17 protein-coding genes are annotated in these 17,952 nt (G+C 49.6%); 6 read left to right on the top strand and 11 right to left on the bottom strand.

Annotation, left to right across the window (positions count from 1 at the left end):
- Positions 1 to 52 precede the first annotated feature (52 nt).
- Positions 53 to 934, bottom strand: a complete 882-nt coding sequence (locus Q1A54_RS18555) for a DMT family transporter (protein ID WP_196120777.1) — start codon at positions 932 to 934, stop codon at positions 53 to 55.
- A 148-nt stretch (positions 935 to 1,082) separates the two neighbouring features.
- Here Q1A54_RS18555 and Q1A54_RS18550 point away from each other — a divergent pair, with 148 nt between their 5' ends.
- Positions 1,083 to 1,565 (top strand): regulatory protein RecX, encoded by a 483-nt coding sequence (locus tag Q1A54_RS18550; RefSeq protein WP_299991095.1) that lies wholly within the window; start codon positions 1,083 to 1,085, stop codon positions 1,563 to 1,565.
- Positions 1,566 to 1,991: 426 nt separating this feature from the next.
- Here the strand turns inward: Q1A54_RS18550 and Q1A54_RS18545 are convergent, their stop codons facing one another.
- The 7 genes from Q1A54_RS18545 to Q1A54_RS18515 form a co-directional block, all read right to left on the bottom strand.
- Positions 1,992 to 2,627: a DUF4230 domain-containing protein gene (locus Q1A54_RS18545; protein ID WP_299991091.1), complete on the bottom strand. Its 636-nt coding sequence runs from the start codon at positions 2,625 to 2,627 to the stop codon at positions 1,992 to 1,994.
- 61 nt (positions 2,628 to 2,688) lie between these two features.
- Complete coding sequence (locus Q1A54_RS18540; protein ID WP_299991377.1) at positions 2,689 to 3,594, bottom strand: pyridoxal-phosphate dependent enzyme; 906 nt, start codon at positions 3,592 to 3,594, stop codon at positions 2,689 to 2,691.
- Positions 3,595 to 3,633: 39 nt separating this feature from the next.
- Positions 3,634 to 6,078 (bottom strand): YfhO family protein, encoded by a 2,445-nt coding sequence (locus Q1A54_RS18535; protein ID WP_299991088.1) that lies wholly within the window; start codon positions 6,076 to 6,078, stop codon positions 3,634 to 3,636.
- Between the two features lie 42 nt (positions 6,079 to 6,120).
- Positions 6,121 to 6,393: a DUF4834 family protein gene (locus Q1A54_RS18530; protein WP_299991085.1), complete on the bottom strand. Its 273-nt coding sequence runs from the start codon at positions 6,391 to 6,393 to the stop codon at positions 6,121 to 6,123.
- A 226-nt stretch (positions 6,394 to 6,619) separates the two neighbouring features.
- A complete protein-coding gene (gene carB / locus Q1A54_RS18525) occupies positions 6,620 to 9,433 on the bottom strand; it encodes a carbamoyl-phosphate synthase large subunit (RefSeq protein WP_299991082.1) in 2,814 nt (937 codons plus the stop codon).
- Positions 9,434 to 9,566: 133 nt separating this feature from the next.
- Positions 9,567 to 9,767: a helix-turn-helix transcriptional regulator gene (locus Q1A54_RS18520; RefSeq protein ID WP_299991080.1), complete on the bottom strand. Its 201-nt coding sequence runs from the start codon at positions 9,765 to 9,767 to the stop codon at positions 9,567 to 9,569.
- Complete coding sequence (locus Q1A54_RS18515) at positions 9,757 to 10,230, bottom strand: hypothetical protein (protein WP_299991078.1); 474 nt, start codon at positions 10,228 to 10,230, stop codon at positions 9,757 to 9,759. The genes Q1A54_RS18520 and Q1A54_RS18515 overlap by 11 nt, the downstream gene beginning before the upstream one ends.
- Positions 10,231 to 10,536: 306 nt before the next feature.
- On the opposite strand from Q1A54_RS18515, the gene Q1A54_RS18510 reads away from it, so the two are divergent.
- The 5 genes from Q1A54_RS18510 to Q1A54_RS18490 all read left to right on the top strand — a co-directional run bounded on the left by Q1A54_RS18510 (position 10,537) and on the right by Q1A54_RS18490 (position 15,299).
- Entirely contained in the window at positions 10,537 to 10,758 is a 222-nt protein-coding gene (locus tag Q1A54_RS18510; RefSeq protein ID WP_040574204.1) for a hypothetical protein, read from the top strand.
- 265 nt (positions 10,759 to 11,023) lie between these two features.
- A complete protein-coding gene (locus tag Q1A54_RS18505) occupies positions 11,024 to 11,422 on the top strand; it encodes a hypothetical protein (RefSeq protein WP_196120784.1) in 399 nt (132 codons plus the stop codon).
- 167 nt (positions 11,423 to 11,589) lie between these two features.
- On the top strand, positions 11,590 to 12,954 hold the full coding sequence (locus Q1A54_RS18500; RefSeq protein ID WP_299991074.1) for a lysophospholipid acyltransferase family protein: 1,365 nt from the start codon (positions 11,590 to 11,592) through the stop codon (positions 12,952 to 12,954).
- Positions 12,955 to 13,129: 175 nt separating this feature from the next.
- Entirely contained in the window at positions 13,130 to 13,696 is a 567-nt protein-coding gene (locus Q1A54_RS18495; RefSeq protein ID WP_299991072.1) for a hypothetical protein, read from the top strand.
- A gap of 88 nt (positions 13,697 to 13,784) precedes the next feature.
- Complete coding sequence (locus Q1A54_RS18490; RefSeq protein WP_299991069.1) at positions 13,785 to 15,299, top strand: HTTM domain-containing protein; 1,515 nt, start codon at positions 13,785 to 13,787, stop codon at positions 15,297 to 15,299.
- A gap of 46 nt (positions 15,300 to 15,345) precedes the next feature.
- Here Q1A54_RS18490 and Q1A54_RS18485 read toward each other — a convergent pair whose 3' ends face one another.
- The 3 genes from Q1A54_RS18485 to Q1A54_RS18475 form a co-directional block, all read right to left on the bottom strand.
- Positions 15,346 to 15,789, bottom strand: a complete 444-nt coding sequence (locus tag Q1A54_RS18485; RefSeq protein ID WP_299991066.1) for a hypothetical protein — start codon at positions 15,787 to 15,789, stop codon at positions 15,346 to 15,348.
- Between the two features lie 138 nt (positions 15,790 to 15,927).
- Positions 15,928 to 16,374, bottom strand: coding sequence for a hypothetical protein (locus Q1A54_RS18480; protein ID WP_143732152.1), 447 nt, complete (start codon positions 16,372 to 16,374; stop codon positions 15,928 to 15,930).
- Between the two features lie 259 nt (positions 16,375 to 16,633).
- Positions 16,634 to 17,893 carry a zinc dependent phospholipase C family protein gene (locus Q1A54_RS18475; RefSeq protein WP_299991060.1) on the bottom strand — a complete coding sequence of 420 codons (1,260 nt, stop codon included), beginning with the start codon at positions 17,891 to 17,893 and terminating at the stop codon, positions 16,634 to 16,636.
- Positions 17,894 to 17,952 lie beyond the last annotated feature (59 nt).

Genomic DNA, 17,952 nt, shown 5'->3' with positions numbered 1-17,952 from the left:
CTTGGTCATTTTGTAACAGGTGCGGCAACATCTGGCAAAGCCTCAGCTGCTGCTATACCTTGGGCAGCTTCGTTTCGTGTGCCTCGATCTCACGCTGTGACAGCCGGTTTTTGTAGCGCACGTTTAGCACCACCCCTACCAACACCAGCCCCATACCGATGTAAGTTGCCAGCTCAAAGTGCTCGTCGAACAGGATAAAGCCCAGCGAAAGGGCATAGATAATCCCGATGAAGTTAAGATTCGCCACCTTAGAGATTTCTTCTGCCTGGTACGACATGGTCATGTAGTATTGCCCCAGTTGCGTAAGTACACCCACCAGCAACAGAATGCCCCAGTCCCAGCCATCGGGCTGCACCCAGTTGAAAATAGAATAGATGCCTGATATTGGAAGCGCCACCAGCGGAAAGTAAAACACGATCACCAGCGGATGCTCCCGTGTGTTGAGGCGTCGGATAAAGTTATAAGCCAGTCCCGAGAAGACAGCACTCATCACGCCCAGCCACACATAAAATGAATCAGCACTGGCATCAAACCCCTCAATGACCAGAATCCCTGCAAATGACACCGCAAAGAACACCCACTGCCAGGATCTGACTTTCTCCTTCACAATGAAAATACCCATGATCGTGGTAAAGATGGGCGACAGATACTGCAGCGTAGCCGCTGTGGCTAGCGGTATATTTTGTAATGTGGTAAAGAACAGCATGAGTGCCATGGCTCCGGCCGCACCGCGGGCTATCAGCAGGCCATGGTTGCTGCCCCATACGCTTACCCGCTTAGCACGCAGCACGACGAAGCTCATCACCAGCGACACCACCGAACGGAACAAGATCACCTCTATGGCAGGTATATGCGGCACCATTTTCACGCACACGTTCATGAGCGAGAAAAACAGCGTAGACAGTAGCATGTACCTGACTCCTTTTGAAAACATACTTAATTCTATTTTTGAAACCACAAAGGTGGGGGGAATTAGGTTGATTTGCGTAATTTAATTGTGGTATTGCTAACTTGTTTTTAGTTGGCAATAGCGCAACTCTTGCAAGCCCAAACTTGTTTTAAACAGGAGCAAAACGAACGATTTGGAACGACAGAAAAAACAGAAAACCTATACCCCGAAAGAAGCCCTGATCAAGGCGGCAGCCTACTGTGCCTATCAGGAGCGCACCCAACAGGAAGTACGCACGAAGTTGTATACCTATGGACTCGAACCGGACGATGTAGAAGAGATTATTGTGCGGCTCGGACAGGAAAAGATGCTGGATGAAGAACGCTATGCACAAGCCTATGTGCGCGGTAAGTATGGCCTTAAGAAATGGGGACGCCGTAAGATTGTGCAGGGCCTAAAGTCTAAAGGCATTTCGGACTACTGCATTAAGCAGGGCTTGAAAGAGATTGACTTTGAGGTATACGACCAGAACCTGTTGCAGCTCCTGGAGAAGAAAAATGCCACTGAGAAAGAAAAGAATCCCTTCGCCCGACGCCAGAAGTTGACTTATTACCTGGTCAGCAAAGGCTATGAAAATGATTTAGTGCAGGATGCGCTGAAGCAATTAGAAAAGTAGAAACTTTAGAAGTTAGAAAGTTGGTGTGTATCCCTGCCCTCGCTCGCGTCCCGCGAGTGTGAGCTATCCAGCGGACTCCGGCCGCCTATGTGCATATTTTATTGTCATTTCGACGATAGGAGGAATCTGGATTCAATCAAAGCCTGTGTAATGCCTACTGTCATTCTGTAAATAAAACCGGTCCGAGGGAAGTTAAGCCTATGCTATCTACTACCAAGATCCTTACAGGAGGACATGAAAGTGTAGAATGAAATGACTTTACTATAATGAAGACTTTGTGTAGCTACTAAATTAAAAGTATATGGTCTATAGCAAATGTCTCAAATCCTTTGAAAATGGCGGGACGCCATTGAATAGCTCATACTCGCGGGACGCGAGCGAAGGACGCGGCAAATTTGTATGGGATTAAGCAATTTAACAATTAAACTACCTTCTCTTCGGCATCTCCGGATTCTGAATACGCCGTTGCGGGACCAGCACCACTTTGCGCCCGGTGATTTCCTCCAGCATTGGCTTGAGCACCTTCTCAGCATTTACCTGCGTCTGCCGCAGTATACCTGACTCCAGGGCAGCTTCTTTTACATTGCTTTCTGCATAGCGGTAGCTTTCCTGCACCAGGTCTGCATCCTGGAAATATGTGTTCTCTTTTGAAAAGACTTTGGACTTGTTGTGGTCAATTTTGTAATAGCAGATCTCGGGTTCCGGCAAACTGATCTGCACCAGTGAGTCACCTCTAAAGAAGATATCCTGTTCGGTTAGTTTCGTGAAATCAATACAACCCACGGCCTCTCCTGTGACGATCAGCACCACTTTTGAGTTAGGCACCCAGCGGGAGACGTTTTTCTCATACTCCACCACATCTTTGAAATTATACCGCACCAGCTCCATTTTCCCAAGCTCTTCTACAGTAGTCAGGATGGTGTTGTGGTTGACAATGACTTCGGGTTGTTTTTCGTCGGGTCCGAAAGTGTCTTTCACCTGGCGCCAGACAAACCAGCCTACTAGTAGCAGCAAAACAAAAGGGAGCAGACGAAACAACAGTCGGATAAGGGGCGTGAGCATTTTTATGTCTTTGTGATCGCTATTGTCTACACAGCAATTATGATGCTAAAGTTCAAATTCGCTACAGGGCTATACCTAGCCGTTCTTGAAAACCAGCATTGCCCTGCAGTCCACCAGTATGCACCGCCACAATGCGACTGCCTTTAGGGAAATAGCCTTTCTGTATCAAATCGACCAGACCATAGAACAGCTTACCGGTATAAACAGGCTCTAGCGGCAAATTATGCTCTTGCTGAAAGCTGCGCATGAAGTCTAGTAGCTCAGGCTTTACTTTGGCATAGCCACCAAAGTGGTAATCAGTAATCAGCTGCCAGTTGTCGTAGCGCTGACCGTTATAACTTTGGATCAGCTGCTCGATCTCCTCCTTCAAGAAGTCTCCACCTTTCAAAGCAGGAAATCCCAGCACTTGCTTCTCGCCTTCAAGCCCGGCGATGATGCCGGCCAGGGTACCGCCCGTGCCGCTGGCGCAGCAGATGTAGTCGTAGTCGATGGAGATGTCTGACACAATTTCAGTACAGCCTTTTACGGCGAGGGCATTGGTGCCGCCTTCGGGAATAATATAAGGATTGTCGAACTGCTCAGCCAGTTGCGTCAGGTATAGCGGGTCAGACTTCTGTCGGTACGCTTCGCGGGAGATGTAGTGCAGTTCCATACCTGCTGCCTGGGCAAATGTAAGCGTGGGGTTGAGCGGCAGATGCTCTTCTCCCCGGATGATGCCAATGGTTTTAAAACCGAACTCCTGCCCTGCCGCCGCTACTGCCGCGATGTGGTTGGAATAGGCGCCGCCAAAGGTCAGCAGCGTGTCGTGTTGCAGCCGCTTTGCCTCCTCCAGGTTATACTTGAGTTTGCGCCACTTATTCCCCGATATAGTGGGGTGCAGCAAGTCCTCCCGCTTCACCCAAAGCGCTATACCTTGTTTCTCCCAAACTGGACTGTGCAACTGCTGCAGCGGTGCTTCCATCGGCATCAAAACAAAGGCCCCGCATTTGTATACAGGGCCTTTGGCTTATACGATTACTTCTTTTTCTACTTCTGCAGGTTTGCGACGCATCCCATAAAAAATCGCCCCACCGATTACCACTAACAGTAGAATCGACGAAATCAGCGAGATGGTATTGCCTAAGGTATAAGAACTCGGCTCGAACTTAAACTCGATGGTGTGTTTACCTGCCGGCACTTCCATGGCACGCAAGATGTAGTTCACCCGAATGTGATCCACCGGCTTTCCGTTCAGGTAAGCCTGCCAGCCGTCGGCATAGTATACTTCTGAGAACACTGCCAGACCGGCCTGCGCCGCATTTACCGCGTAGGTCAGGGCATTTGGCTGGTATTCGGTTAGCTCGATGGTAGAGCCTTCAGCATTATAGCTAGTCGCTGCCGTCTTGAATTTCGAAACATCCACCACAGCTGTGGTGCTGGCGTCCAGTCCGTTCAAGGCTTCAATTTCTTCATCCGGAGTATTCACCGTTTTCACTTCGCTCACAAACCAGGCATTGCCCAAGGCACCCGGTAGACGCTGCACCGGCTGCTGCGGATCGCCAGTGATCACGTAGCGGGTGTTGAGCATGCGCAGCACCTCCAGGTTATTCTGGACGATGTGGCGGTCGATCACATCCTGGTAGCGGCGCATTTTAGCACCGTGGTACCCACCCACTGACTTATGGAAGTAAGAGGTACGGGCATCGTTAAACGGATTTGGCAGGTAAAGCACGCGGTAGTGCGGGTCTTTGTCCTGCAGGATCATCTGGTCAGCTTTGGTCGGCTGGAAGTGGTTCTCTACGACACGCTTCTCAAAATCGCCGTCGTTCAGGTAGCGCTTATTCACGCTCCACAGGTCCACGAGTATCAGCAAACCTATACCTGCCATGGCCATAGTAGCCGACACTTTGCCTTTGAGGTAGAAGTAAAGTAGTCCGAATGCCAGCGCGATAAAGACAAATGCACGCAGGGCATCCGAGCGCATCATGCTTTCGCGGTCGGCACGGATAGCGTCTAACGGGAAGTAAGACTGCTGCAATTGCGGATCGACTGCTCCTACAAAGCTGGCTGAGCCCGCAAACACCCACACCAGCAAACAGATACCGGCTGTGATACCACCTGAAATCATCAGTTTCTTGTCCAGGTCTTTGATCAGATTACGATCGCGGATGACTTTGTAAAGCGCCAGTATACCTAACAACGGCATCGTGATCTGTGCAATGATCAGGGCTGATGAAACTGCCCTGAACTTGTTGTAGCCCGGGAAGTAATCGAACATGAAGTAGTTGAAAGCCTCAAAGTTCTTACCCCAAGCCAGCACGATAGACAGGATGGTGGCGCCAAGCAGCCAGATGCGGGTTGGCTTGTGCACGATGAAGAGGCCTAACACAAACAGGAATATCACAATGGCTCCCACGTATACCGGACCGCTTGTCATTGGCTGCGGACCCCAGTAAGTTGGCAAGCCTTGCTCTAGCGCTTGCTCTGCCTGCACCGGTGGCAAGCCAAGCCCTAGTAATGCCTGGTAGCTCTGCGAATCTTTATCGAGTCGGGTGTTGCTACTGCTTCCGCCATAAAAATCAGGTATAAGCAATGTCATGGTTTCGCCCACGCCATAGCTCCAGCTAAAGGCATAGTCGCGGTCAAGGCCGCTGGAAGTTTTGTCGCCGCTGTTGGCTACGCTCAGCTCCGATTTGCCGCGGATACTGTGCTGGCTGTACTCAGCCACGGTATACAGTCTGCCAAAGTTCACGCCTACCGCCAGCACGGCTGCCACTGCCAGCACCAGTCCACGCTTGATCAGGTCGGCTATTCTGCCCTCTTTGATAGCATAGATCAGTTCCACCACTATCCAAACCAGCACCATCAGGAGCATGTAGTAGGTCATCTGGAGGTGGTTGAAGTGCAGGTTGAGTGTGAGTGCCAATGCAAAAATGGCAGCCCCTATCCAGACATTCCGCCGGAGGGCATAAAACATACCGGCGAGTACCAACGGAATGTAAGCAATAGTCAGGGACTTGGTATTGTGCCCCGCCTCCAGTATGATGAAGTTGTAGGAAGTGAAGGCAATGGCAATAGCCCCGATAATGGAGACCCAGGTATTAATCCGTAATGTGACCAGCAGAATATAGGCACAGAGGAGCGTGATAAAGATATTACCCGCCATAGCCGGCAGGTTGAAGGTCAGAATGGTATGGATGTAGCCTGAGAAGTCGCCGGGATAGCGGGTATTGATCAGGTATGAGGGCATACCGCTGAACATGGAGTTTGTCCAGAGGGTCTCATCGCCAGTGGCCTCGCGGTAATCTTGTATTTCTTTAGCGCCGCCCTTGAACTGCAGGATGTCATGCTGCGCCATCCCCTTGCCCTCGAACAGGACAGGGGCGAAGTATACGGCGGTAAGAAGAAGGAAAATCAGGATCGCGATGAGGTGCGGAAGCACATCGCGCTTAAAGTCAATAGAAGCTGTCATATCTTTCAGGAAACCTCAGAATAGAGCTGAAAGATAGGGCTTTTATTTTATTTCTTCATAATCGACGTACTGCCCGCCATTGAAATCCTTGCGGTCCGGCTGCTCTGGCACATAGTCGATCTTGACATCGCCCTGTCTTCGGCCATTGCCATTGGATTGCGGTTCAGGACGTGGCTGGTTCATGTTAGAGTAAAAGAAAGTGCCGTTGCGCAAGCTCTTCTTCACAAAGAAAGCAAGCAACCAGCGAAACAGGATAGGCGCTACCATTCGGATAAAAAAGATAACGAGTAGGGTAACGAATATGAATTTGATCATGATAGTCGGTTAAGGTATAGCCAGCACAAGACGGCTGTCTATTATTTAACAAAAACAGTACCTGTTCAGATACAATTCCCCTGCCAAAAAGTTTTTCCTGTCATTTCGGCGGGGCTTAGGCAAAGATAAGGATTTTGTATACGGCTTAAAAATGACGGTTGTGCCCAAAATGCAAAAAGCCTTCCCCATGACAGAGAAGGCTTTTCGGTTTATCAGAAGCGGTTTGCTACACGCTCAGGTATAGGTTACGCTCGGAGTATACTTTCACAAAGTAGTCATCCTGCAGATTGTCGATGAAGTAGATCGCCTCACCTGTTGACTTCATTTCCGGACCCAACTCCTTGTTCACTTCCGGAAACTTGCTGTGCGAGAACACAGGCACTTTGATGGCGTATCCCTCTTTGTGCGGATTGAAGTTGAAGTCTTTCACCTTCTTCTCTCCTAGCATGATCTTGGTAGCGTAGTTGATGTACGGCTCACGGTAAGCTTTCGCGATAAACGGAATGGTACGCGACGCACGCGGATTCGCTTCAATCACGTATACCTCTTCATTCTTCACGGCAAATTGTATGTTGATGATACCCACCGTGTCCAGTGCCAATGCAATGCGCTTCGTGTAATCTTCAATCTTCTTGATCACGTTTTCGCTCAGGTCGAACGGAGGCAGCACGGCATAGGAGTCGCCTGAGTGGATACCAGCCGGCTCAATGTGCTCCATGATACCGCAGATGTGCACGTCCTCGCCGTCGCAGATCGCGTCAGCCTCTGCCTCAATGGCATGATCAAGGAAGTGGTCAAGCAGCACCTTGTTTCCCGGATGGTCTTTCAGCAAGTCGATTACGTGGGCTTCGAGCTCTTTCTCGTTGATCACAATCTTCATGCTCTGGCCACCAAGTACGTAGCTTGGGCGCACCAGCAGCGGGAACTTCAGCTCTTTGCAAAGCTCCAGTGCCTCTTCAGCTGTTTCAATTACACCAAACGGAGGGTAAGGAATGTCAAGGTCACGCAGTAAAGAAGAGAACGAACCACGGTCTTCGGCGAGGTCAAGTGCTTTGTAGCTTGTACCAATCACTTTGATGCCGTAGCGGTCCAGCTTCTCGGCCAGTTTCAGGGCAGTTTGTCCGCCCAACTGTACGATCACACCCTCTGGTTTTTCATGCAGAATGATGTCGTAGATATGCTCCCAGAACACTGGCTCGAAGTACAGCTTGTCCGAGATATCGAAGTCTGTTGAAACCGTTTCCGGGTTACAGTTGATCATGATGGTTTCGTAGCCGCACTCTTTGGCCGCCAGCACGCCGTGCACGCAGCTGTAGTCGAACTCGATGCCTTGCCCGATGCGGTTAGGGCCAGAACCCAGCACCACGATCTTTTTCTTGTCTGTTACAATACTCTCGTTCTCACCGTCGAAGGTGCTGTAGAAGTAAGGCGTCTTGGCTTCAAACTCGGCAGCGCAGGTATCCACCATTTTGTAAACACGCTGTATACCTAGCTCCATGCGCACAGCATGTACTTCGCTCTCAAGACAGCGCAGGATGTGCGCGATCTGGCGGTCGGCGTAGCCTTTCACTTTGGCTTCACGCAGCAGTTCGCCCGGCAGGGTAGCCAGGGTATACTTCTCCATCTCCTTCTCCAGCATGTCGATCTCTTCGATCTGCGCCAGGAACCAAGGGTCGATCTTGGTCAGGTTCTGGATGGTGCTGGTAGGAATACCAATGCGCATGGCATCTTTGATGCAGAACAAACGGTTCCAGCTAGGATTCTTCAGGTTGTAGATGAGGTCATCGTAATTGGTCATCTCCTTGCCGTCAGCACCCAGACCGTTTCGCTTGATCTCGAGGCTTTGGCAGGCTTTCTGAAGCGCTTCCTGAAAGGTGCGACCTATACCCATTACCTCGCCTACAGACTTCATCTGCAGACCCAATGTACGGTTAGCACCTTTAAATTTATCGAAGTTCCAGCGTGGTATTTTCACGATCACGTAGTCCAGCGCCGGCTCAAAATAAGCCGAGGTGGTCTTAGTGATGGCGTTCTTTAGTTCATCCAAATTATAACCGATGGCCAGCTTAGCGGCAATCTTCGCGATCGGGTAACCGGTGGCTTTAGAGGCCAGTGCCGACGAGCGGGATACGCGCGGATTGATCTCAATACCAATGATCGTATCATCATCCGGGCTCACGGAGAACTGCACGTTACAGCCGCCTGCAAACTGCCCGATGCCATTCATCATCTTGATGGCCAGGTCGCGCATCTGCTGGTATACTGTGTCCGGCAGGGTCATGGCAGGCGCTACTGTGATGGAGTCGCCGGTGTGTACGCCCATTGGGTCAAAGTTCTCGATAGAACAAATGATGATGACGTTGCCGAGGTTATCGCGGAGCAGTTCGAGCTCGTACTCTTTCCAACCCATGATGCTTTGCTCTACCAATACTTCGTGCACTGGCGAGGCGTGCAGGCCGCGGGTCAGGGCTGCGTCGAATTCCTCAGGGGTATTAACAAAACCGCCCCCCGTACCACCAAGGGTAAACGAAGGGCGAATCACGAGTGGAAAACCAATTTCCTGCGCTATCTCTTTTCCTTCCAGGAACGAGGTAGCTGTTTCTCCCTTACAAACATTCACCCCGAGCTCGAGCATCTTCAAACGGAACTTCTCGCGGTCCTCGGTGGTCTCAATCGCGTTGATGTCTACACCGATTATTTTGACGCCATATTTCTCCCAGATACCTGCCTTATCGCATTCGATGCACAGGTTCAGGGCTGTCTGCCCACCCATGGTCGGCAGCACGGCGTCGATCTGATGCTTTTCCAGAATTTCAATAATGTACTTTTTCTCAAGCGGCTTGAGGTACACATTGTCCGCCGTTACGCTATCGGTCATGATAGTGGCGGGATTCGAGTTGATGAGCGTTACCTCGATGCCTTCTTCGCGAAGGGAACGGGAGGCTTGGGAGCCCGCATAATCAAACTCGCAGGCCTGGCCGATTACAATAGGGCCAGAACCAATAATCAGAACGGATTTAATACTGGTGTCTCTAGGCATGTGCTTTGGTAGGTATAAATTGCCCAAAGTTACCGCAAAATGTTGGGGCTCACAAACGAAAAGTGCGCCCCAAGGCTTTCTTTTTTTAACATAGGACACCCGCTATACCTAAAACTAGCGGAAAGGAAGCTTGCTAATCGCCCTCCTCGAGCACGAAAAGCTCGTTTACAGTCAAGCCAAAGAGGTTTGACATTTTGAGCGAAAGCAAGGTTGAAGGCAGGTATTTATTTTTCTCGATGGCGTTGATCGTCTGGCGGCTCACACCCAAAGCATCGGCCAACTGCTCCTGGGTCATGTCTTTTTTGGCCCGCTCCACTTTAATATTATTCCGCATCCGTCTCGAGTGCTTTGCGGACTTGATGGAGCTTATACCTGAACGAAATGTAGGTATAGAAAAGCAGCAACGCCAATGCGCCCAACATACCTCCAATGTCTGGCATGCCAATACTAGCCCATCTCAGTAGCCTAAACACGTTGTAAAACAAAGGGAGCATGAGTATGCCGACAATCAGGTAAAACACGCCTGTCATAAACGCCTGGTATCGCAGGTGCTGCACCATTTCATCTTCTTCTTTTTCCTCAGAAAAATTAAGAATTGCCAAACCGATGATGATAGGGTAATAAACCATGGGGTCATTCCATTCTGCAAAAAAAGTTTTTGTATCCGTTACAGCACCTACCCCAATAAATAAAATGCTCAGCAACATCATAAGAGGTATACCTGCCACCAGCATTAAAACGCCATACCGTTTGTAGTGATGAGGCAATAACTTGATCTGAGGCAGAACTTCTTTCATATATTTTTTAGGTTTATGTACGATTGTATTTACTAAAAGTAAAAAATATTTTACATAAAGCAAATGCTTTTTTACATCATACACATCGAAAAGTATTTATAAACAGCTCAATACTAGCCTCAGCGATTTATTTTATGGACACAGCAAATTGCAGAGACATTTTTTTCCTCCAAAGTCGTCAATATTTAGAATAATCTGAATTTATATCGTGGCGACAAGGTAAAGCAAAGCCGATTCTTAACAGGGGATGTACACAAACCTTGTGACAGGTATACGTACACAAAGTATAACCTAATATAAACAGCCATGGAAACACCACGTGAAGACGATTATATAACCAATTCGGAAGAGAGCGAGCGTCTGCCTGAAGAAAACCCGGAACCGCTGGAGGGTCTCAAAAAAGAGGAGCACGACATTATAGACGCTGAGCCAGAAGGTATAGAGGAGGGCGGCAATGCCGCAGCCAAAAATGAAGAAGACACCCGCAAACTTGACGGTAGCAACGCCAATAACCTGAGAACAAAATAATTTTTTTCAGGTGCGAAAGCTGCAGATCCAGGCACTCAGTGCTGCTATCTGCGGCTTTTTTGTATCCCTACACTACCAGGAAGGGGCCCTAAATGTCTCTGTAGACTTGTTTTAGTTTCAGGTTGCAGCATAAATCAGGAGAACTTCCGCAAAGCATAGCATTACTACAATATTATGATAGCGTCATTTTATAATAAAAAGGTTGACTGTACCATATTTATTCAGTATCATTAAGCTGATATTCACCGGTTTAATGCCATAACTTATGGTTTACTTTCAAACGGATTATCTGCTCTTGGAGTATCATGCAGCTAGCCATGTGCTGCTAAGTCAATGGTATGGCAAGTGCAGCAGCCTGCAATACAGACAGGCACTTATCAGGCTGATCAGGCTTGCCCGGGAGTTGGGTGCGCCTTACACCATAACTGACAGCCGTCTACTTTCTCCCCTCGACCCCGACGACCTGGCCTGGACCCGCGATGTATATGCTCAGGCTTTTAGCCAACTCCCACTCAAGCGCTCTGCTTCTCTCAATCCATTCGACCCTGCCGCCAGTCGCCAGATTCAGCAGGTATTTGCTAGCCGCCCCCATCCGCTTCCTTTTGAAACCCGGGAGTTTGATGACCTTACTTCCGCTTACGATTGGCTTACGTCTGAAGAATAAGCTGATTTTTTTCTTCGCCTATTATCTATCAATAACTTCCCATACCTGCAACTGCGTCTTGTTTGCCCCATTTCCCTATGTCCGGCTATTCAAGATATTGCTTATATTGTCAGGCTAAATGCAGGCATACTACCCGGCAAGTGTATGCTCATACCTGAAAAGCCCACATGCTATACTTTATTTTAAAGCTGATTTTACGCACAGGCCTTTGGGTGTTCTTCCGCAGGTTTGTGGTGCGCAACCGTCACCTTATGCCAGTGCGTGGACCATTACTCGTGGTTGCCAATCACCCCAACACCTTCATGGATCCGATTGTGATCGCCTCCTTGCTTCCGCAGCAGGTGTACTTTATCGCCAAGAGTACGGTGTTCAGTTCGCCGCTTCACAACTGGCTGCTACACCGCATGAACCTGATTCCGATTCATCGGCAGGCGGATACGCCGGGCGTTCCAGTAGACAATGAGGCGACGTTCAGAGCCAGCTACCAGGCACTGAAGGAGCACAAAACACTGCTTATTTTTCCGGAGGGGACCAGCTTTAACGAAAGGCGCCTGCGCAAGATCAAGACAGGCACGGCCCGGATGGCCTTGGGCGCTGTGGCACATATGCCGGCGGTAGCTGACTTGCAAATACTCCCTGTCGGCCTTAACTACTCTGACCCTACACGCTTCCGAAGTGATGTGTTCGTAAATGTGGGCAGACCCATTGCTGTCGCCCCTTACCTGACTCAATACCAGCAGGACGAGAAGGGCACTGTCAACGAACTGACGGACCAGATACGGCAGCAGCTCGAGAAGCTGATTGTGGTAACCCCTTCTGATGATGAGGATGCACTTGTGCGTCAGATTGAGCAGGTATACAAAGAGAAACTGGCGGCACAAACACCCATCGAAGCCCCACGCCACGTGCGTGACTTCCTGCTGACAAGAGCTATTGTAAAAGGGCTGGCGCACTTTATGGAAACCCAACCGGAGCGGGTGGAGCGCTTCCGAAACAAAATGCGATCGTATACGCAGCAGCTTCAGGAACTGGACTTGCAGCACCTTCCCACTATGGAGGAAAACAATGTGCTACTGCGCCAGAGTCTTGCCCGTACCTTGCTACTAACGCTTACTATGCCGCTATACCTCTACGGGCTTATAAATAACTACCTGGCTTATATTATACCCTCTAAAGTAGCTGATGCACTTACAGAGGAGCAGGAATTCAGAGCACCGATCATGCTGTCGGTGGGTATTTTTTCGTTTCCGGTATTATATGCCCTGCAGGGCGCTATACTTTGGCACTTCTGGCCAAACGCCGTATACCTGCTGCTATACCTGATCAGCCTACCCTTGTCAGGCTTTTTTGCACTGCGCTACTGGAACACACTGCTGCGCGTACGTGAACACTGGCTGCTGCTACGCCTCTTTCTGAGCAAGAGTCCGGTAGCAGAAAGCCTGAAACGCCAACGGCAGGAACTTATCGATGAACTTGAAGGAGCCCGCAAGGAGTTTCTTTACGAGCAGACAACTAACAAGAACCCAGATTGAAAAGCCTTAAACTGATAGGTATTACTACGTATCAATCCGAATTCCTGTCCTGAGTATTTAGCATCAAAACAGGATTTGGCTAGTGTATTTCCACAAAAAAACTATCCAAATAGCCATAGTTCCGTAAACAGGATACTGAAATCTAATTTTTACAGTATTACAAACAATAAGGACTATGAAAAAGACATTTGTAAACATTCTCGCTCTTTCATTTGTAGCAGCGACGGTAATGACAGGGTGTGCAGACACAACGACTACCGGTACTGATTCAACAGATACCGATGTGTATGGTACAACAACTGGTTCGACTACGGGAACCACAACTGGTACTACTACGGGAACCACAACTGGTACTACTACGGGAACCACAACCGGTACTACTACGGGAACTACCACAGGTACAACTACCGGAACGACCACTGGAACCACGACCGGTACTACTACGGGTACAACAACTGGCACTACAACAGGTACAACCACTGGAACTACGACTGGTACCACAACCGGAACAACAACAGGCACTACGACCGGAACAACTACAGGTACTACTACAGGTACCACAACAGGTACAACTACCGGAACTACTACAGGCACGACCACTGGTACTACTACGGGAACTACAACCGGCACCACAACTGGCACTACAACTGGTACGACTACCGGCACAACGACTGGTACCACGACCGGAACAACAACCGGTACTACAACTGGAACAACTACTATGGGTACTTCTCCTAGATAGGAATTATACTCAGGTATCTATAAGCAAAAAGGCAAGCACCAGACCGGGTTTTGCCTTTTTGTTTTTAAACTACACCCCTTATTAAAACATGCATCAGCTGCAGCAATACCTGCGACGTGTTTTTACAGTTGACCTTCGGGCCCTGGCAGTCATGCGCATATGGGTAGCCGGTATTATCTTAACCGACCTCGCTATACGTGCAACAGACCTCGAAGCGCACTATTCCAACATGGGCGTACTGCCCTTGCATGTACTGCATCAATTTGGCTGGCATCCGTACCACTTTTCCTTCCATACCCTAAGCGGACTTTGGCAAGTGCAGGTCGTGCTTTTCCTGATCGCAGCCGTGTTCGCTATTTTCCTTCTGCTCGGCTACAAGACCCGCACCGCTACTATTGTCAGCTGGATTCTGCTTGTATCGCTCCAAAACCGGAATACCTTCATTGCACAGGGAGGCGATGACCTGCTGCGTATGCTGCTCTTTTGGGGGATGTTTCTGCCATGGGGAAAATTCTACAGCTACGATGCAGCCAAAGCCCAAAAACCGGAACCACTCCAAACTACTTACTTTAGCGCGGCTACAGCTGCTTATATCCTACAGATCTTCCTGGTATACTTCTGCACCGCATTGCTCAAAAGTTCACCGGAATGGAACCTGGATGGCACCGCACTTTACTATGCCCTGAGTCTCGACCAGATCCTGATGCCAGTAGGCAGACTCATCTACCCATACCCTGATCTGCTCCGGTTCCTGACGCTCACGACCTGGTATACCGAGTTGCTGCTGCCCTTCCTCCTGCTGATTCCTTTTTATAATCACGTATGGCGGCTCATTGTGGTGGGGGTGTTGTTTATGTTTCATATCGGCATCAGCCTGACATTGTTTGTAGGCTTGTTCTACCTCATTAACATTGCCTCAATTTCTGGTCTCCTTCCTCCTCAGGCCATGAATTGGGCGGAGAGAAAACTACTCACATCTTTCAGGAGACCATTATCAGGCCAGTTTCAGCGCATATTCAAAGGTTTTAGAAGCCCGGCTCAGCTAAGGCTACAGATCAGCCTGCAAAAGCCGCTGCTTACTAAAAACCAGCTGCGGCACGCCCGGGAAGGCTTCGTGACTTTTGTGCTGATCTACTGCATCTGGTGGAATCTGTCAGGAGCTACTGCGCGGGTACCCGCTATGCCCGACTCAACAACCTGGTTTGGCAACTTACTACGTGTAGACCAACGCTGGGGCATGTTTGCACCCGCTGTTTTCAAGGACGACGGCTGGTATGTATTGGAGGGTCATACAGAGCGTGGTCAGTTAATCGACCTGAACCGTGAAGGGAAAGAAGCAGACTATGCCAAGCCGGCCTCTGTTGTGAGCATGTTTAAAAATGATCGCTGGCGCAAGTACTCCGAAAACTACTTGTTTGTGCATTATGCGTTTCTGAGGCCCTACTACTGCAACTACCTGGTGCGCCGCTGGAACGAGGCGCACCCAGGCAACCCTATAAAAGAACTGCAGGTGGTGTATATGAAAGAGTATACCTTACCCGACTATCAGCACGTAACTCCTCAAAGAGAAGTGCTCTGTACCTGCGCCAATTTACTTGAGTAAACCAGTCACAATTACAGAGCACAACATAAAATCCGAATAGTAGCTATCAGCAATCATCATCGCAGGCGAGTGCGCTGCCCACGGCGGCGGCTACCAGGCCTCCCATCAGGTATAGCCCCACAGTCATCACACGGGTGCTGTTGGTGCGATTGCTCGGGTCAGTGCCTAATCCCATGGGCCCGGGCAGCAGTACGGCGCCCGCTCCGGCTCCGGCTCCTAGCAGACCGCCACGCAGCCAGGCATCTTTACCAACGCCGGCAAAGCTGTAGTAGATAGAATTGGAGACGATATCACCTAACATGGCCCAGGCCCGCAGGGAACTGCTTTCAGGTGGTTGCGCCCCTGCTTTCTTCATTGTTTTGGAAATGGCCCGCATACCGAGTACGTCCATACGGGGTGCTTCAGGTACGAGCCGGCGCAGGGTTTCATGTGCGATTGTTATGGCAACGGCCCCTGCCAGTCCGCTTACCAGTGCTTTACTTACTTCCATAGTATTCGCTTCTTCATAGAGTTATTAAGGTCAGTTTTGTTGCTATACGCAAGATTTGCGTGTCTGCTATACCTATACGAAACAAAAAGCCGGGCTGATTACCCGGCTTTTTGCCATATAGTTTTGTAGCTGGAACAATTATCTATTGCTTCCCAGATTCTTGTTCAGGTTTTTCTTCAGCTTCTCCTGGGCGCTCGCTATTTTAGAGCCCATTTTACCTGATTTATTTTTGTTCATCGAGTTCATGGCCACCCAGCCTGCACCCAGTGCCAGCAAAGAGCCGCCTACTACCTTTTGAGTAGTGCTCAGCCCGTTCACTTTGTTCATGGTGCTGTTGCCAAACTCCTGCAGCTTGCCTGTCAGGTTGTCCAGGTTCTCTTTCTTGAATGTATCTTTCCAATTCGACTTGCCTGAAGAAGCCGACTGGCTATTTCCAGATGAGTTTCTGGCAGAAGACTGGTTGCCACTGATAGCGTTTGAAGCTGATGACTGGCTTGAGCCCATATTCGAAGTATTTGATTGTGAGCTGCTCTGAGCTGTTGGATTCTGATTCGATTGCGAATTCTTATTCGTTTTGTTTTCCATAGGTAAGTTTCTTTTAATTAAACACATATATACCCTGGCATACAACTGCACGTAGACTGTTCAGACAGGGTATCAGACTTATATGTATCGGTTTTTGGGGTGCAGGGTTGCAATTGCCTCTCATATTCTCTAATGCGCACAAGTCCGGCCCGCTATAATCATATATGCTCGTCGGCGTCCAGGCGAGTGACCAAGGGCAGCAGATTTCTGAGCTCGTTGCGTCATGGGCTATAGCTACACGCCTGGAGCTGCTTATGCTCTATAACTGATGCGCTCTTAGTTTCAGGAGGGCTTCTTTTAATTCAGGACGCTCGTCCTCCTCTACTTCCTGCATCGCTTTTCGGGGTTGGTAAAACTGGAGGATATCCTGTCGCAGGGCAGGACTTGTTTGCTTGAATTCAGTCTTAGCAAGTTTTTGCAATAGCTCAGCATACGTGTCGTCCGTGAGCTTGTAGCCGCCAGGCTTTGTTGGCTCTCCTGTATCGAGCTGCATATTGTCGAGTTTAAGCTGGCCCTGCTGCCTGAGTTGCTTTATAAGCTTTGTGTAATTTTCGACAGTGGTGTTAAAGCTGTGGTAGAAAATTTCCTCGGCCTCAGGTGTAGGCGGTTTAAAGGCGAGTGTACGGAAAGGTCCTACTTTGGGAAGCACTTTGATGACCCAGGCAATGAAACGGGCGAAAATGTTGGGCCGTTCGTAATCTGTACCCCAGGCCTGGTTGAAATCAGACCGCTTCATATGGTAATGAAACTTGCGGCGGGTTATGCCCGGTCTGGCTTCCTGTATGTCACCTTTCTTGGCCTGCCAGGCTGCTTTGGTCAAATCGGGTATCAGGCCACGGATGGTATAGCGGTAAGTCCCGATCGCCAGTGGCACGTTCATAAAAACATCGTTCAGCTCAAGCCCATACGTTTCCAGGAAGGCACGCTCCAGCAGTTCTTTTGAAACTTTAAATCCAATGAATGACTGGTATTCGTCGGGTGCATAGTTGCCCCGGGCTACCTGCAACACATCAAACCCAAACTCAGTTTTGATATGCGATGCAGGATCTTCGGCGTAGGTCACCTCCTGCCCATGCTCAGCTTTTACCTTCGGATATACCAGTGCCACTGCCTTGTTCGTGCCCAGCGGATGCCCGTGTATGTCAGCATTGTAATGCGACAGCGCTCCCAGCGCGAAACCGTACTCTTCTATAGTAGTAGCCGACTTTATAAGATTCTCGACAAAAGCGCCACTGCGCACGTAGTGGGTCAGGTCTGTGAAGAATGTGTTCCCAAAGGGGAAATAGCCCATATCCTGCACAATGGAGCCTCCATAGGCATGCGCGTGGGCTTTCTGCAGGTCTTCGTCGGTGGCATTGGGAAAACGCTTGCGCAGCAGAGGCTTAATAGAGTCCTTCCAGGCGGCATCAATAATGGCCTGGTGCGTGAGCACGCCATAGGCGCGGGCAGTAGTTGCTGTCAGCAACAGGTAAAGCAAAAGGGCCAGAGAGCTCAGCCTCGTCAGGGTGCTGTAGTTCATAACAGTGGGTATGCGTCAGGTGTTGTACGCAGAAGACGGCACAAGAGATAGCACGCAGA

The sequence above is a fragment of the uncultured Pontibacter sp. genome, from assembly GCF_947502515.1.
In the GTDB taxonomy this organism is placed as follows: domain Bacteria; phylum Bacteroidota; class Bacteroidia; order Cytophagales; family Hymenobacteraceae; genus Pontibacter.
The sequence above is the reverse complement of the archived record's forward strand: the minus strand, read 5'-3'. Positions and strand labels throughout refer to the sequence as shown.

Excerpts from the sequence above, each read along its gene's own strand:
- carB (WP_299991082.1), bottom strand. The coding sequence starts at position 9,433 with ATGCCTAGAGACACCAGTATTAAATCCGTTCTGATTATTGGTTCTGGC.
- Q1A54_RS18535 (WP_299991088.1), bottom strand. The coding sequence starts at position 6,078 with ATGACAGCTTCTATTGACTTTAAGCGCGATGTGCTTCCGCACCTCATC.
- Q1A54_RS18555 (WP_196120777.1), bottom strand. The coding sequence starts at position 934 with ATGTTTTCAAAAGGAGTCAGGTACATGCTACTGTCTACGCTGTTTTTC.
- Q1A54_RS18515 (WP_299991078.1), bottom strand. The coding sequence starts at position 10,230 with ATGAAAGAAGTTCTGCCTCAGATCAAGTTATTGCCTCATCACTACAAA.
- Q1A54_RS18495 (WP_299991072.1), top strand. The coding sequence starts at position 13,130 with ATGAAAAAGACATTTGTAAACATTCTCGCTCTTTCATTTGTAGCAGCG.
- Q1A54_RS18480 (WP_143732152.1), bottom strand. The coding sequence starts at position 16,374 with ATGGAAAACAAAACGAATAAGAATTCGCAATCGAATCAGAATCCAACA.
- Q1A54_RS18510 (WP_040574204.1), top strand. The coding sequence starts at position 10,537 with ATGGAAACACCACGTGAAGACGATTATATAACCAATTCGGAAGAGAGC.
- Q1A54_RS18490 (WP_299991069.1), top strand. The coding sequence starts at position 13,785 with ATGCATCAGCTGCAGCAATACCTGCGACGTGTTTTTACAGTTGACCTT.
- Q1A54_RS18530 (WP_299991085.1), bottom strand. The coding sequence starts at position 6,393 with ATGATCAAATTCATATTCGTTACCCTACTCGTTATCTTTTTTATCCGA.
- Q1A54_RS18475 (WP_299991060.1), bottom strand. The coding sequence starts at position 17,893 with ATGAACTACAGCACCCTGACGAGGCTGAGCTCTCTGGCCCTTTTGCTT.
- Q1A54_RS18505 (WP_196120784.1), top strand. The coding sequence starts at position 11,024 with ATGGTTTACTTTCAAACGGATTATCTGCTCTTGGAGTATCATGCAGCT.
- Q1A54_RS18520 (WP_299991080.1), bottom strand. The coding sequence starts at position 9,767 with ATGCGGAATAATATTAAAGTGGAGCGGGCCAAAAAAGACATGACCCAG.
- Q1A54_RS18540 (WP_299991377.1), bottom strand. The coding sequence starts at position 3,594 with ATGCCGATGGAAGCACCGCTGCAGCAGTTGCACAGTCCAGTTTGGGAG.
- Q1A54_RS18545 (WP_299991091.1), bottom strand. The coding sequence starts at position 2,627 with ATGCTCACGCCCCTTATCCGACTGTTGTTTCGTCTGCTCCCTTTTGTT.
- Q1A54_RS18485 (WP_299991066.1), bottom strand. The coding sequence starts at position 15,789 with ATGGAAGTAAGTAAAGCACTGGTAAGCGGACTGGCAGGGGCCGTTGCC.
- Q1A54_RS18500 (WP_299991074.1), top strand. The coding sequence starts at position 11,590 with ATGCTATACTTTATTTTAAAGCTGATTTTACGCACAGGCCTTTGGGTG.